We start from the raw sequence: 13,849 nt of genomic DNA on the forward strand, positions 1-13,849 counted from the left end.
GAGGGAGAACTACGGTGGCGGTCGCACGGGACGACGGACGGCAGGAGAGCCCGGAGGAGCGCGCGGACCGGCAGTGGGGGGAGTTGCTGCAGGAGCTCCGCGTCGCGCAGACCGGGGTGCAGATCCTGTTCGGGTTCCTGCTCGCCGTGGTCTTCCAGCCGCGCTTCGCCGAGCTGGCCGACGCCGACCGGGCCATCTACGTCGTCACGGTGATACTGGGCTCCTCGACGGCCGCGGCCCTCATCGGCCCCGTCTCCTACCACCGGCTGCTCTCCGGCCGCCGGATGAAGCCGCAGACCGTCGCCTGGGCGGCCCGGCTGACGATACTCGGGCTCGTTCTGCTCTTCTGCACCATGTGCAGCGCGCTGCTGCTCATCCTGCGCGTGGCACTCCACAATCACCTGGCGCTCTGGCTCGTCGCCGGTATGGCGCTGTGGTTCGCCGTCTGCTGGTTCGTCTTCCCGCTGTGGGCGATCGCCCGCGACAACCGGCAGGAGGCCGACCCGTCGGAGTCCTGAGCGCACCCCGCGCGGCCCGGACGCGCCGCCCGGCCGTACTCAGGTCAGGCCCGCCTCCGGGCTGCTGGCGTCCGTGACGCCGAAGACCGCGCCGTCGGGGTCGCGCACCACCGCCTCGGTACCGCCCCGGACCTCGTTGAGGGCGATGACCGTGCCGCCGGCCCGGCGAACGGCCTCCGCCGTCTCGGCCACGTCCTCCACCAGGAACTGCACCTGCCAGTGGGGGCGCAGGACCGGATCGGGCGAGGCCTCCACCGCGCCGGAGCTGATCCGCGCCAGCGGGCGGCCCTCGAAGCGCACGATGACCTCGTCCTCCTCGTAGGAGACCTCGCAACTGCCGGGGCGGCCGCTGGCCCAGTCGAGTACCCCGCCGTAGAAGATCGCCGCGTCGAAGGCGTTCCGCGTGCGCAGCCGCAGCCAGGCGTACGAGCGGTCCGCGGGCGTGGACCGCCCGGAGGAAGGTGTGAGGCGCTCCCAGAGCCCGAACACCGCTCCGTCCAGGTCGGAGGCCAGGACCCCGCGCCCCTCGTTGAGCTTCAGCGGCCCCACCGCGACCGTCGCGCTGCGTTCCCGGACGCGCCCGGCCGCGACGTCCGCGTCCGGGACGGCGAAGTACGGCAGCCAGGCGATGGCGGTCTGGTACGAGGACGAGACACCGCCGATGCCCGCCAGCGGTACCCCGTGCAGGCGGGCGACGCAGAACTCGGGCCCGAGTTTGCTGGGGTGGAAGGTCCAGCCGAGGGCGGCGCCGTAGAAGTGCTGTGCGGCTTCCAGGTCCCGGGTCAGCAGGTTGACCCAGCAGGGAGCCGCCGCGCCCGTCAGTGGCGCGGCGGCGGGGGGCGTACGGGGATCGCTTCCGGTCATCTTCACACTGCCTTCGTCCGGTCGGGCGGGCCCGTCCGCGGGCTGCCGCCGGGCCAGAACCAGCGTCGGCCGACCGGGGCGGTCCCGCAACACGCGAGCGCGACATGTGATCCGGTCGACGGGGCCCGGCCGTGTCCGGCCGTTTCCGCCGGCAGCCTTCAGACTCCGGTCGTGCCGTCGAGCATCTCCCGCAGGATGTCCAGGTGGCCGTTGTGGCGGGCCGTCTCCTCGGTGAGGTGGAGAAGGATCCAGCGCAGGTCGACCCGCAGTCCGTCGCGGATCGTTCCCTCGGCCCGCTGGTCCAAGTCGTTCCCGGCTACCAGTTCGCGGTAGCGGGCGCTCTGCTCGGCGTACTCGTCGAGCAGTCGTGTGAGCGGGAAGTCGACGGCGATGCGCATCTCGCGGTCGGGGTCCTCGTCCGTCATGGGGGCCCGGTCCTCCTCGCCGAGGAAGACCACCTGGAACCAGTAGTACTCGACCCAGCGGAGGTGGTTGATCAGTCCACTCATGGTCATCAGCGCTGAGCCCGGCAGGAGCGCCTTGCGGGCGTTCTCCGGGGAGACTCCGTCGCACTTGGCGCGGGCGGTCTCCCGTGCGTAGTCGAGGAACGTGGTGAGCTGGGTGCGCTCGTCCCACGCGGGAGGCGTGTCATCGATTCTCGTCATCGCGCGAAGGATCCCCGACCACCGTGCCCGCTGTCGAGGCGATTACCGACCGCCCGAGCCGCTCCGCCCGGCGCCTCCTCCGGAGGCCGCCGCTGGAGGAGGCGCGGCACGATTCGGTCAGACCCCGCCGCGCGGAGGTGCGTTGGTGATGTCGAGGTAGACGTGGTCGGCCTGGGGCCAGGTCCGGTTGACCGTCCCCCTGATGCGGACGGAGACCCGCTCGATCTCCTCGCTGTCGATGCCCGGCGACAGGTCGACCCGTGCGGCCACCAGGACCGAGTCGAGCCCCAGCCGCATGGTGAGGAGGGACTCGACGTTGTCGATCTCCTCCTGGCTGCCGAGGAAGTCCCCGATCTCCTTCTGCAACGCGGGGTCGGCGGACTCGCCGATCAGCTGGTCGCGGGCGTCCCGCCCGAGCCGGAAGGCCACGTAGACGAGCAGCAGCCCGATGGCCAGCGAGGCGGACCCCTCCCAGACGACGTTCCCGGTGACCAGGTGCAGCGCCATGCCGGCCATGGCCAGGACCACTCCGAGCACGGCGGTGGCGTCCTCCGCGACCACCGTGCGCAGCGCGGGGTCCTTCGCGCCGCCCTCCTCGCCCCGCACCTGGTGCAGGGCCCGGACGAGCGACGTGCCCTCGGCCACCAGCGCCACGCCGAGGACGGCCAGACCGACCGCGTAACCGGACGGGGACTCCTGGTCGTGGCTGCGCAGTGCTTCGAAGCCCTGGAAGAAGGAGAAGCAGCCGCCCATGACGAAGATCCCCACCGCCGCCAGCAGGGACCAGAAGTACCGTTCCTTGCCGTAGCCGAACGGGTGACGCGCGTCGGGCGGGCGGCGGCTGCGCCGCAGTGCGGCGAGGAGGAAGACCTCGTTCATGCTGTCGGCGACCGAGTGCGCCGCCTCGGACATCAGCGCTGGAGAGCCCGACAGGAGGCCGCCCACGGTCTTGGCGGCCGCGATCACCAGATTCGCCGCGAGGGCGACGAGCACGGTGATCCGGGTCCGCCGGTCGGCGGCCTTCCCGCTCTCCGCGCCCGCCGCTTCCGGGCCCGCTGCTTTCGCGCCCGCGGCTTCCGGACCCGCCGCTTCCGTGTCGGGTGCGTTCGGCGGAGCGTCGGCGGACCGGCGCTCGGTGCGTATGCCCTCAGTCACGGGGCCGGTCGCTCTCCGGCGGAGTGGTCCCCTTGTCGCGCTCCCCGAGCTCGTAGGGGGAGAGGGCGTGGCCGTCGTCGGGGAAACGGTCCTCGCCGTGCACGTTCTCCTGCTGGATGTGCGAGCGATGGTCCGGCGGGATGGGCTGTTCGTCGGCGCGCGGAGGCGGCAGCTCCTTGTCGCGGCGGCGCATGCCGAACCAGAAGGCGCCGATGAGCAGGGCCACGACAGCGACCGCGGCGATGATGAGGCCGGTCCCCAGCGCTCCGGATACGGCGAGCGTGGAGGATGCGGCGGCCTGGGCTCCGTTCGATACGTCCATGCATGCCGGATACCCCGGATGCGGACCGTCAGACAGTGATTCATTTGAATTCATGTTTTGTAGCTATATGACCGGATAAGTGTTTTATATGGTGAAAATTGGCTACACGATGATGACCGAGCAGACCGGCCCCCGGGAGCTGGTGGCGGACATCGTCGCCGCCGAGCGCGCGGGATTCGACTTCTCCGTCACCTCCGACCACTACTTCCCCTGGCTGTCCGAGCAGGGGCACGCCCCGTACGCCTGGACCGTGCTCGGTGCCGCCGCGCAGGCCACCTCCACCATTCCGCTCATGACGTACGTGACCTGCCCGACCGTGCGGTATCACCCGGCGGTCGTCGCCCAGAAGGCCGCGACGCTCCAGATCCTGTCCGAGGGCCGCTTCCGGCTGGGGCTCGGATCGGGCGAGAACCTCAACGAGCACGTCATCGGCGCCGGGTGGCCGCGCGCCAGGGTCCGGCTGGACATGCTGGAGGAGGCGGTTCGCATCATCGGGGCCCTCTTCGACGGAGGCGTGGTGAACCATGCCGGTACCCACTTCCAGGTGGAGAACGCCCGGCTGTGGGACCTTCCGGAGACCCGGGTGCCGATCGGGATCGCCGTCTCCGGACCGAAATCCTGCGCCATCGCGGGCGAACTGGCGGACCTCGTCGTCGCCACCGAGCCGAAGGCCGAGCTGCTCGACTCCTTCGCCCGCCACGGCGGCACCGGCAAACCCTCGGTCGGCCAGCTCCCCGTCTGCTACGACCCCGACCGGAGCGCCGCCGTGGCCCGGGCACACGAGCAGTTCCGCTGGTCGGTGGGCGGCTGGAAGGTCAACTCCGAGCTGCCGGGACCGGACGGATTCGACCAGGCCACCGCGTACGTACGGCCCGAGGACGTCGCCGGGGCGATCCCCTGCGGGAGCGACGTGGACGAGTTCACCGAAGCGGTCCGCGCCTACCGGGACGCGGGCTTCACGGAGATCGCCCTCATCCAGGTCGGCGGGGCGCACCAGCAGTCGTTCATCTCCTGGGCGGAGAAGAAGCTGCTGCCCGCGCTCCGCACCCTGTAGGCCGTCCCCGCGCGTGATCGCCACGCGTACGCGGTGACTTCCCGGGCAGGACCCGGGTCAGGCGATCCGCCGACTGCCGTATCCGTGTCGCCGACTTCCGGCCGCCGGGCGAGCCTGGGAGCGGGCCGGCTCCGCCGCGTCCGGCTCCCGAGAAAGGAACCATGGTGAACACCAGCGACAAGACCGCTTCCGAGCATCAGGAGAACTACGACGTCCTGGTCTCGCTGAGCGAGTGCACGACCGACGACGCGAGCACCGTGTTCGACGTGCTCCGCCGCTCCTTCACCTCCGACCGGGCCGCCGCCGACTCGCCCGCAGACACGAACGGGCCCCGCCCGACCGTCTGGTCCGCGACCGTCGACGTCTCCACCAAGAAGGAGGCCGCCGGACCCGCCTCGCTCGCCGGGCCGGTCACCCTCGACGCCCAGGGCGGCTACTGGGCCGTGGACCGGCTCCGGGGGCATCTCGGCGAGGTGTTCTCGGTGGAGACCGTCGGCACCGCGGCGGGGGACCAGGAAGAGGAAATCAGGCTGCGGCTCACCAGTCGCTGACCCGACCGCCCCGCACCGCCACCGTCCCGGCGGGCAGAAACGGAAGGCACCCGCGCATGGAACCCCACCGGCTGGTCGAGGACGCGGAGACCGTCCTCCGGCTCCCCCCGGGAGAACCGGAGGACGACGGAGCGCCCGGCGGCCTCCCCGACCGTTCCGCCGTCGCCCTCCACGTCAACGGCACGACCAGGACGGTGACGCTCGACCACCGCACCACGCTCCTGGACACCCTGCGGGAACACCTCGGTCTCACCGGGGCCAAGAAGGGCTGCGACCACGGGCAGTGCGGGGCATGCACCGTTCTCGTCGACGGCCGCCGCGCCAACAGCTGCCTGCTGCTGGCCGTCGCCCAGGACGGTGCCCGCATCACCACGGTCGAGGGACTGGCCGAGAACGGCCGACTCCACCCCGTGCAGGAAGCGTTCGTGGACCGCGACGCCCTCCAGTGCGGCTACTGCACCCCCGGCCAGATCTGCTCCGCCGTCGGCATGCTCGCCGAGGCCGAGGAGGGCTTTCCCTCCCACGCGACCGAACCTGCCGCCCTCGCGGCGGGCGGCCCCGTCGCCCTCGGGCCGGACGAGATCCGCGAGCGGATGAGCGGCAACCTCTGCCGGTGCGGCGCCTACCCGCACATCGTCGAAGCGATCGAGGACGTGGCCCGATGAAACCCCTCGGCTATCTGCGGCCCGCCTCCGTCGCCGACGCGGTACGAGCGGTGGCGGTGCACCCCGGCGCCCGCTTCCTCGGCGGCGGGACGAACCTCGTCGACCTGATGAAACTCGGCGTCGAGACGCCGGGCGTCCTCATCGACGTCACCCGGCTGCCCCTGGACCGCACCGAACCCACCTCCGAGGGCGGGCTGCGCATCGGGGCGACCGTCCGCAACAGCGATCTCGCCGCACACCCCCTCGTACGCGCGAGGTACCCGGTCCTCTCCCAGGCGCTGCTCGCCGGGGCGTCGGGCCAGCTGCGCAACATCGCGACCACCGGCGGCAACCTCCTCCAGCGCACCCGCTGCCCGTACTTCCAGGACGTGTCCAAACCGTGCAACAAGCGCGCCCCCGGCACCGGTTGCCCCGCGCGCGAGGGTGCCCACCGCGACCTCGCCGTCCTCGGCCACTCCGAGAACTGCGTCGCCACCCACCCCTCCGACCTGTCCGCCGCCCTCGCGGCCCTCGACGCCACCGTCGTGCTCCACGGGCCCGAGGGCGAACGGACCGTACCCGTCACCGGGTTCCACCGGCTGCCTGGGGAGAACCCGGACCAGGACACCGTGATCCGCCCCGGCGAACTCATCACCGAAGTGGTCCTGCCTCCGGCCCCCGAGGGCTCGGCGCAGCTCTACCGCAAGGTCCGCGACCGGGCCTCGTACGCCTTCGCGCTCGTCTCCGTCGCAGCCGTCCTCACCGTTCGCGACGGCCGCGTCCAGCACGCCGCCCTCGCCTTCGGCGGTCTCGCCCACCGCCCCTGGCGGGCGACCGCGGCGGAGGCCGTGCTGCTCGGCGCCCCGGCCACCGCCGAGACCTTCGCCCGCGCCGCCGCCGCCGAACTCGCCGCCGCCCGGCCGCTGCGCGACAACGCCTTCAAGGTCGACCTCGCCCGCAGGCTGACCGTCGACGCGCTCACCGAACTCACCGGACGGGCCGGCGCCTGACCGGTCGGCACCCGCCCGCGCCCCGTACACCCCGACTCCGCCCTAGGACCCGTCATGAGCCACGCCCCCCAGCCGCTCGGTGCCCCCGTCGTCCGCCGCGAGGCCCGGGAGAAGGTCACCGGGGCGGCCCGCTACGCGGCGGAGCACACCCCGCCCGGCTGCCTGTACGCGTGGCCCGTCCCGGCCACCGTGCCCAGCGGGCGGGTGACCGCCGTCCGCACCGCCGACGCGCTCGCCCTCCCCGGCGTCCACACCGTGCTCACCCACGACAACGCGCCCCGCCTGCACACCCCCGACGACCCGACCCTCGCGGTGCTCCAGGACGACCGGGTCCCGCACCGGGGCTGGTACGTCGCACTGGTGGTGGCCGACAGCCTCGAAGCGGCCCGGGCCGGAGCCGACGCGGTGGTCACCGAGTACGCGGGCGAACCGCACGACGTCGTCCTCACCGACGACCACCCCGGGCTGTACACGCCGGAGAAGGCCAACGGCGGTTTTCCCGCCGTCCGCGAACGCGGCGACTTCACGCGGGCCTACGCGGACGCGGAGAACCGGATCGACACGACGTACCGGATCGGCCCCCTCCACAACCACCCGATGGAGCCGCACGCCGCCACCGCCCGATGGGAGGACGACCGGCTGACCGTCCACGACTCCAGCCAGGGCTCCAGCACGGTGCGCGACACCCTGGCCGCCGTCTTCGGCATCGACCCCGGCCGGGTGACCGCGATCTCCGAGCACGTCGGCGGCGGCTTCGGCTCGAAGGGCACCCCGCGCCCCCAGGTGGTGCTCGCCGCCATGGCCGCGCTGCACACCGGCCGGCCCGTGAAGCTCGCCCTGCCGAGGAAACAGCTTCCCGCCGTCGTCGGCCACCGCGCGCCCACCGTGCACCGCGTGCGGATCGGCGCGGACGACGACGGGGTGATCTCCGCCCTCTGCCACGAGGTCACCACCCACACCTCCACCGTCAAGGAGTTCGTGGAACAGGCCGCCGTACCGGCCCGGATCATGTACGCCTCCCCGCACAGCCGGACCACGCACCGGGTGGCCGCCCTCGACGTCCCGAGCCCCTCCTGGATGCGCGCCCCCGGCGAGGCGTCCGGGATGTACGCCCTCGAGTCCGCGATGGACGAACTGGCCTGCGCGCTCGGCATCGACCCCGTCGAGCTGCGGGTACGCAACGAACCCGCCACCGAACCGGACTCGGGGAAACCGTTCAGCAGCCGCAACCTCGTCGCCTGCCTGCGCGAGGGCGCCGAGCGCTTCGGCTGGTACGACCGCGACCGCCGCCCCGCCTCACGGCAGGAGGGGCGCTGGCTGCTCGGTACGGGCGTGGCCTCGGCGACGTACCCCGTTCTCGTCGGGCCCTCCTCGGCCGCCGTGCACGCCGCCGCCGACGGGAGCTTCCTCGTCGAGGTGAACGCCACGGACATCGGCACCGGCGCCCGTACCGTCCTCGCCCAGATCGCGGCCGCGGCGCTCTCCACCGACGCCGGCCGGGTCCGGGTCGCCCTCGGCGACAGCGACCTGCCCACCGCGTCGCTCGCCGGCGGCTCCTCCGGCACCGCCTCCTGGGGATGGGCGGTGCACAAGGCCGCGGCCGCCCTCGCCGCCCGGCTCGCCGCGCGCTCCGGGCCGCTGCCCGCCGAGGGCATCACGGTGCGCGCCGACACCCGGGAGGAGACCGGCGCCGAGTCCCCGTACTCCCGGCACGCCTTCGGCGCCCACTTCGCCGAGACCGCCGTCGACTCGCTCACCGGCGAGATCCGGGTGCGTCGGCTGCTCGGTGTCTACGCCGCCGGACGCATCCTCAACGCCCGTACCGCACGCTCCCAGTTCATCGGCGGCATGGTCATGGGCATCGGGATGGCGCTCACCGAGGGCAGCACCCTGGACCCGGTGTACGGCGACTTCACCGAGAGCGACCTCGCCGCCTACCACGTACCGGCCTGCGCCGACGTGCCGGCCGTCGAGGCGCACTGGATCGACGAGGACGACCCCCACCTCAACCCGATGGGCAGCAAGGGGATCGGCGAGATCGGCATCGTCGGCACCGCCGCCGCCATCGGCAACGCCGTGCGCCACGCCACCGGGGCGCGGCTGACCGGACTCCCGCTCACCCCGGACAAGGTCCTGCCGTACCTGCCGTGAGCGCCTCCGTACCCCGTGGGAGCCGCCTCCACCAAGGGCTGTCCCGTAATTCCGCGCCCGTCGGGGATTGCGGGACAGCCCTCAGCGGCGACGGTCCAACTGTTGCGCACCCGGCCCAGCGGCGTCACCCTGAGGAGTGACACAGAAGTGATGGCCGCTCACGCTTCGTGCTCAGGGGCCGTCGGTTCACGACGGACACGCACGTGGGCCTCGCGGTGAGGAGCCCCGACGATGACCGTTCCACTCGACCGGCACTATCTGGTCGAACTGCAGGTGTCGGCAGAACGCGTATCCCAGCTGCGGCGCATCGTCGCGGCGCACCTGCGCCACTGGAGTCTCGAACTGCACGTCCGCCCCGTCTGCCGGGCGCTGGAGGAACTTCTGACCAACGTCCACCGGCACGTCGGCGGCGACAACGAATGCGTCATCGAACTCCGCTGGACCGGCCGCCATCTGACGGTGGCCGTGGCCGACAACGGTGCGGGGATGCCGAGACTCCTCGACGCCGGCGGCGGGCTGAGCCGGGTCATGGCGCTCAGCGACAGCTGGGGCACCTGCCGTACCGGTGACGGCAAAGTCGTCTGGTTCACCCGGTACGCCGATGTGCCGCGCCCGACCGGCCTGCTGCCCCGCACACCGCTGGACACCGCCCCCGAATCCCGGCCGCTGCCCTCCACGGCTCTCGCCTGACCGTTACCGGCCCCCTGCCCGGCCGATCCGGATCGCGTGCCCCCGGCGCGCATGATCCGCGTCGGCCGGGTAGGCGCTGCGACGGAGCCCGCGTTGCGCCGGGCGCGAAGGCGCGGGACGGTCGAAGAACCCAGGCAAGGAGGCACCAGCCATGCCCATCGCGACGGTCAACCCCGCGAACGGCGAAACGCTGAAGACGTACGACGCGATCGGCGAGGCGGAGATCGAACGGCGGATCGCCACCGCGTACGACACCTTCCGCACCTACCGCACCACGGGCTTCGCCGAGCGGGCCGCCCTGCTGGAGAGGGCCGCCGACCTCCTGGACGCCGACCGCGACACCATCGCCCGCACCATGACCCTCGAAATGGGCAAACCGCTGGCCGCCGCGCGCGCCGAGGCCGCCAAATGTGCCAAGGCCATGCGCTGGTACGCGGCCCACGCCGAACGGCTGCTGGCCGACGAGCACCCCGCGGACGAGGACGTGAAGGACTCCGGAGCCACCCGCGCCCGGGTCCACTACCGGCCGCTCGGCGTCGTCCTCGCCGTGATGCCGTGGAACTTCCCGCTCTGGCAGGTGGTCCGCTTCGCCGCGCCCGCGCTGATGGCGGGCAACACCGGGCTCCTCAAGCACGCGTCGAACGTCCCGCAGACCGCCCTCTACCTGGGCGACCTGTTCCGCCGGGCCGGCTTCCCCGCAGGCGCCTTCCAGACCCTGCTGATCGGCTCCGGCGCCGTCGAGGCCGTCCTGCGCGACGACCGGGTCGCCGCGGCCACCCTCACCGGCAGCGAGCCCGCCGGCCGCTCCGTCGCCGCGACCGCCGGGGACACGGTGAAGAAGACCGTCCTCGAACTCGGCGGCAGCGACCCCTACCTCGTGCTGCCCTCCGCCGACCTCGAACGGGCCGCGAAGACCGCCGTCACCGCCCGGGTCCAGAACAACGGGCAGTCCTGCATCGCCGCCAAACGGTTCATCGTCCACACCGACGTGTACGACGCCTTCGCCGAACGCTTCACCGCCGCCATGGACGCCCTCACGGTCGGCGACCCGCTCCAGGAGTCCACCGACGTCGGCCCGCTCTCCACCGAGCAAGGCCGCGCCGACCTGGAGGAACTGGTGGACGACGCCCTCGGCAAGGGAGCGAAGGCACTCTGCGGCGGGGGGCGGCCCAAGGGGCTCGGCGGCGAACTGGAACACGGCTGGTTCTACGCGCCCACCGTCCTCGCCGGCATCACCCCGCAGATGCGGATCCACCGCGAGGAGACCTTCGGCCCGGTGGCGACCCTCTACCGGGTCTCCGGGCTCGACGAGGCCCTGGAAATCGCCAACGACACGCCCTTCGGCCTCAGTTCCAACGTATGGACCCGGGACCCGGACGAAATGGCGGCCTGCGTCCGCGACCTGGAGGCCGGCGGCGTCTTCTTCAACGGCATGACCGCCTCGCACCCCGCGCTGCCCTTCGGCGGAGTGAAGCGCTCCGGCTACGGCAGGGAGCTCGCCGGCCACGGCATCCGGGAGTTCTGCAACGCGACCACCGTCTGGTATGGCCCCACGGGGGACGGCGGGGCGTGACCCCGCCCCCGCACCTCCGCCGGGCGCCGTCCGGCCGCCGCACCCGGGTCCGAGCCGCACCCACCCACGTCGTGTCCACTCCCGCCGCGTCCATCCGCGCCGCGTCCACCCCAGCCGTGTCCCACCTCCAGGAGGAGATCCCCTCGTGACCAGCACCGCCGGGCAGCCGGCCCCCTCGTCCACCGCGCTCGACGACGACGAACTCGCCGCTCTCGACGCCCACTGGCGGGCCGCCAACTACCTGGCGGCGGGGCAGATCTACCTCATGGCGAACCCGCTGCTGGAGCAGCCACTCGCCCGCGAGCACATCAAGCCGAGGCTGCTGGGCCACTGGGGCACCTCACCGGGGCTCAACCTCGTCCACACCCACCTCAACCGGGTGATCAGGGCGCGGAACCGGCCGACGCTCTGTATCTGGGGACCCGGCCACGGCGGGCCCGCCGTACTCGCCAACTCCTGGCTGGAAGGCAGCTACTCGGAGACGTACCCCGACGTCAGCCGGGACGCCGAGGGGATGGGGGCGCTGTTCAAGCAGTTCTCCTTCCCCGGCGGAGTACCCAGCCACGTGGCACCCGAGACCCCCGGCTCCATCCACGAGGGCGGCGAGCTGGGCTACGCCCTCACCCACGCCTACGGTGCCGCCTTCGACCACCCCGACCTGCTCGTCGCCTGCGTCATCGGGGACGGCGAGGCCGAGACCGGACCGCTCGCGGCCTCCTGGCACTCCAACAAGTTCCTCGACCCGGTGCACGACGGGGCCGTCCTGCCGATCCTCCACCTCAACGGCTACAAGATCGCCAACCCGACGGTGCTGGCCCGCCTCCCCGAGGAGGAACTCGACCAACTGCTGCGCGGATACGGCCACGACCCCATCCACGTCGGCGGCGACGATCCCGCGGAGGTCCACCGCGCACTGGCCGCCGCACTGGACGTCGCCCTGGACCGGATCGGCGAGCACCAGCGCGCGGCCCGGGGCGGCCGGTCCACCGAACGTCCCCGCTGGCCGATGATCGTCCTGCGTACGCCCAAGGGCTGGACCGGGCCCGAAGAGGTCGACGGGCTGCCCGTCGAAGGGACCTGGCGCGCCCACCAGGTCCCGCTCTCCGGAGTCCGCGACAACGCCGACCACCTGCGGCAACTCGAAGCGTGGCTACGCTCCTACCGGCCCGAGGAACTCTTCGACGACGCCGGACGCCCCACCGCACAGGTGCTCTCGGTGATCCCCGAGGGCGACCTCCGGCTCGGCGCGACCCCGTACGCCAACGGCGGACTCCTCCTGCGCGACCTCCCGGTACCCCCGCTGGACGACCACGCCGTCACCGTCGACAGGCCCGGCGCGGCGTCCCACGAACCCACCAGGGTGCTCGGCCAACTCCTCGAAGGCGTGATGGCCGCGACCTCGGAGCGCCGGGATTTCCGGCTCGTCGGCCCGGACGAGACCGCGTCCAACCGGCTCGACGCCGTCTACGGAGCGACCGGCAAGGCATGGCAGCAGAAGATCCTGCCGACCGACGAGAACCTCGCCCGCGACGGGCGGGTCATGGAGATCCTCTCCGAACACCTCTGCCAGGGATGGCTGGAGGGCTACCTGCTCACCGGGCGCCACGGTCTCTTCTCCAGCTACGAGGCGTTCGCCCACATCGTGGACTCGATGGTCAACCAGCACATCAAGTGGCTGCGCACCTCGCGCCGCCTTCCCTGGCGCCGCCCCATCGCCTCACTGAACTACCTGCTCAGCTCGCACGTCTGGCGCCAGGACCACAACGGCTTCTCGCACCAGGACCCCGGGTTCGTCGACCACATCCTCAACAAGAGCCCCGAAGTCGTCCGCGTCTACCTGCCGCCGGACACCAACACCCTGCTCTCCACCGCCGACCACGTGCTGCGCAGCCGCGACTACGTCAACGTGATCGTCTGCGGGAAGCAGCCGACCTTCGACTGGCTGACGATGGACCAGGCCCGCGCCCACTGCGCCCGGGGCGCCGGGGTGTGGGAGTGGGCGGGTACGGAGAACGGCAGCCGCGAACCCGACGTGGTGCTCGCCTGCGCGGGAGACGTCCCCACCCTGGAGACCCTGGCCGCCGCCGACCTGCTCCGGCGCCACCTGCCCGACCTCGCCGTACGCGTGGTGAACGTCGTGGACATGACCCGGCTGCTGCCGCACGGCGAACACCCGCACGGCATGCCCGACTCCGAGTACGACGCCCTCTTCACCCGCGACAAGCCGGTCATCTTCGCCTACCACGGCTATCCGTGGCTGATCCACCGCCTCGCCTACCGACGGGCCGGCCACGCCAACCTGCACGTACGCGGCTACAAGGAGGAGGGGACGACCACCACCCCCTTCGACATGGTGGTCCGCAACGACCTCGACCGGTACCGGCTCGTCATGGACGTGGTCGACCGGGTGCCCGGACTCGGCGTCCGCGCCGTCGCGGTACGCCAGGCCATGGCCGACGCCCGGACCCGCCACCACGCCTACATCCGCGAGTTCGGCGAGGACATGCCGGAGGTGGCCGACTGGACCTGGACCGGCTGAGCCGGCGGCTTCTTCCGGGACCGCCCCCGCGCCGGGGCGGTCCCGGCCCGGTCTCCTCACGCTTCTCGCGGTGGGCGATCATGGTCGGGCCGAACGCCTGCCCGAGGAGAGCC

Annotated in this window: 13 protein-coding genes; 9 read left to right on the plus strand and 4 right to left on the minus strand. The window is 72.4% G+C overall.

What is annotated here, in order from left to right; all coding sequences use genetic code 11:
* Positions 1-14: 14 nt before the first annotated feature.
* Complete coding sequence (locus ACWCWD_RS28475; RefSeq protein ID WP_450777040.1) at positions 15-518, plus strand: DUF6328 family protein; 504 nt, start codon at positions 15-17, stop codon at positions 516-518.
* Between the two features lie 39 nt (positions 519-557).
* Here ACWCWD_RS28475 and ACWCWD_RS28480 read toward each other — a convergent pair whose 3' ends face one another.
* The 4 genes from ACWCWD_RS28480 to ACWCWD_RS28495 all read right to left on the minus strand — a co-directional run bounded on the left by ACWCWD_RS28480 (position 558) and on the right by ACWCWD_RS28495 (position 3,524).
* On the minus strand, positions 558-1,382 hold the full coding sequence (locus ACWCWD_RS28480; RefSeq protein WP_450777042.1) for a VOC family protein: 825 nt from the start codon (positions 1,380-1,382) through the stop codon (positions 558-560).
* Positions 1,383-1,540: 158 nt separating this feature from the next.
* Positions 1,541-2,047: a DinB family protein gene (locus ACWCWD_RS28485; RefSeq protein ID WP_450777044.1), complete on the minus strand. Its 507-nt coding sequence runs from the start codon at positions 2,045-2,047 to the stop codon at positions 1,541-1,543.
* A gap of 117 nt (positions 2,048-2,164) precedes the next feature.
* On the minus strand, positions 2,165-3,202 hold the full coding sequence (locus ACWCWD_RS28490; protein ID WP_450777046.1) for a cation diffusion facilitator family transporter: 1,038 nt from the start codon (positions 3,200-3,202) through the stop codon (positions 2,165-2,167).
* The gene (locus ACWCWD_RS28495) at positions 3,195-3,524 is read right to left on the minus strand and encodes a DUF6479 family protein (RefSeq protein ID WP_450777048.1); all 330 of its coding nucleotides are present in this window, start codon (positions 3,522-3,524) and stop codon (positions 3,195-3,197) included. The genes ACWCWD_RS28490 and ACWCWD_RS28495 overlap by 8 nt, the downstream gene beginning before the upstream one ends.
* An 88-nt stretch (positions 3,525-3,612) precedes the next feature.
* Here ACWCWD_RS28495 and ACWCWD_RS28500 point away from each other — a divergent pair, with 88 nt between their 5' ends.
* The 8 genes from ACWCWD_RS28500 (at position 3,613) to ACWCWD_RS28535 (ending at position 13,736) form a co-directional block, all read left to right on the plus strand.
* Entirely contained in the window at positions 3,613-4,578 is a 966-nt protein-coding gene (locus tag ACWCWD_RS28500; protein WP_450777050.1) for an LLM class F420-dependent oxidoreductase, read from the plus strand.
* Positions 4,579-4,739: 161 nt separating this feature from the next.
* Positions 4,740-5,129 carry a hypothetical protein gene (locus tag ACWCWD_RS28505; RefSeq protein ID WP_450777052.1) on the plus strand — a complete coding sequence of 130 codons (390 nt, stop codon included), beginning with the start codon at positions 4,740-4,742 and terminating at the stop codon, positions 5,127-5,129.
* 56 nt (positions 5,130-5,185) lie between these two features.
* Entirely contained in the window at positions 5,186-5,794 is a 609-nt protein-coding gene (locus tag ACWCWD_RS28510; protein WP_450777054.1) for a 2Fe-2S iron-sulfur cluster-binding protein, read from the plus strand.
* A complete protein-coding gene (locus tag ACWCWD_RS28515) occupies positions 5,791-6,783 on the plus strand; it encodes an FAD binding domain-containing protein (RefSeq protein ID WP_450777056.1) in 993 nt (330 codons plus the stop codon). The genes ACWCWD_RS28510 and ACWCWD_RS28515 overlap by 4 nt, the downstream gene beginning before the upstream one ends.
* Before the next feature lie 54 nt (positions 6,784-6,837).
* Positions 6,838-8,934, plus strand: a complete 2,097-nt coding sequence (locus ACWCWD_RS28520) for a xanthine dehydrogenase family protein molybdopterin-binding subunit (protein ID WP_450777058.1) — start codon at positions 6,838-6,840, stop codon at positions 8,932-8,934.
* 231 nt (positions 8,935-9,165) lie between these two features.
* Positions 9,166-9,624 carry an ATP-binding protein gene (locus ACWCWD_RS28525; protein ID WP_450777060.1) on the plus strand — a complete coding sequence of 153 codons (459 nt, stop codon included), beginning with the start codon at positions 9,166-9,168 and terminating at the stop codon, positions 9,622-9,624.
* Between the two features lie 151 nt (positions 9,625-9,775).
* Positions 9,776-11,197, plus strand: coding sequence for an NADP-dependent succinic semialdehyde dehydrogenase (locus ACWCWD_RS28530; RefSeq protein ID WP_450777062.1), 1,422 nt, complete (start codon positions 9,776-9,778; stop codon positions 11,195-11,197).
* 145 nt (positions 11,198-11,342) lie between these two features.
* Positions 11,343-13,736, plus strand: coding sequence for a phosphoketolase family protein (locus ACWCWD_RS28535; RefSeq protein WP_450777064.1), 2,394 nt, complete (start codon positions 11,343-11,345; stop codon positions 13,734-13,736).
* Positions 13,737-13,849: the final 113 nt, after the last annotated feature.

Source organism: Streptomyces sp. NPDC001493, from assembly GCF_053597235.1.

Coding starts and splice junctions, on each gene's coding strand:
- ACWCWD_RS28480 (WP_450777042.1), bottom strand. CDS start 1,382: ATGACCGGAAGCGATCCCCGTACGCCCCCCGCCGCCGCGCCACTGACG.
- ACWCWD_RS28485 (WP_450777044.1), bottom strand. CDS start 2,047: ATGACGAGAATCGATGACACGCCTCCCGCGTGGGACGAGCGCACCCAG.
- ACWCWD_RS28495 (WP_450777048.1), bottom strand. CDS start 3,524: ATGGACGTATCGAACGGAGCCCAGGCCGCCGCATCCTCCACGCTCGCC.
- ACWCWD_RS28500 (WP_450777050.1), top strand. CDS start 3,613: ATGGTGAAAATTGGCTACACGATGATGACCGAGCAGACCGGCCCCCGG.
- ACWCWD_RS28505 (WP_450777052.1), top strand. CDS start 4,740: ATGGTGAACACCAGCGACAAGACCGCTTCCGAGCATCAGGAGAACTAC.
- ACWCWD_RS28510 (WP_450777054.1), top strand. CDS start 5,186: ATGGAACCCCACCGGCTGGTCGAGGACGCGGAGACCGTCCTCCGGCTC.
- ACWCWD_RS28515 (WP_450777056.1), top strand. CDS start 5,791: ATGAAACCCCTCGGCTATCTGCGGCCCGCCTCCGTCGCCGACGCGGTA.
- ACWCWD_RS28520 (WP_450777058.1), top strand. CDS start 6,838: ATGAGCCACGCCCCCCAGCCGCTCGGTGCCCCCGTCGTCCGCCGCGAG.
- ACWCWD_RS28525 (WP_450777060.1), top strand. CDS start 9,166: ATGACCGTTCCACTCGACCGGCACTATCTGGTCGAACTGCAGGTGTCG.
- ACWCWD_RS28530 (WP_450777062.1), top strand. CDS start 9,776: ATGCCCATCGCGACGGTCAACCCCGCGAACGGCGAAACGCTGAAGACG.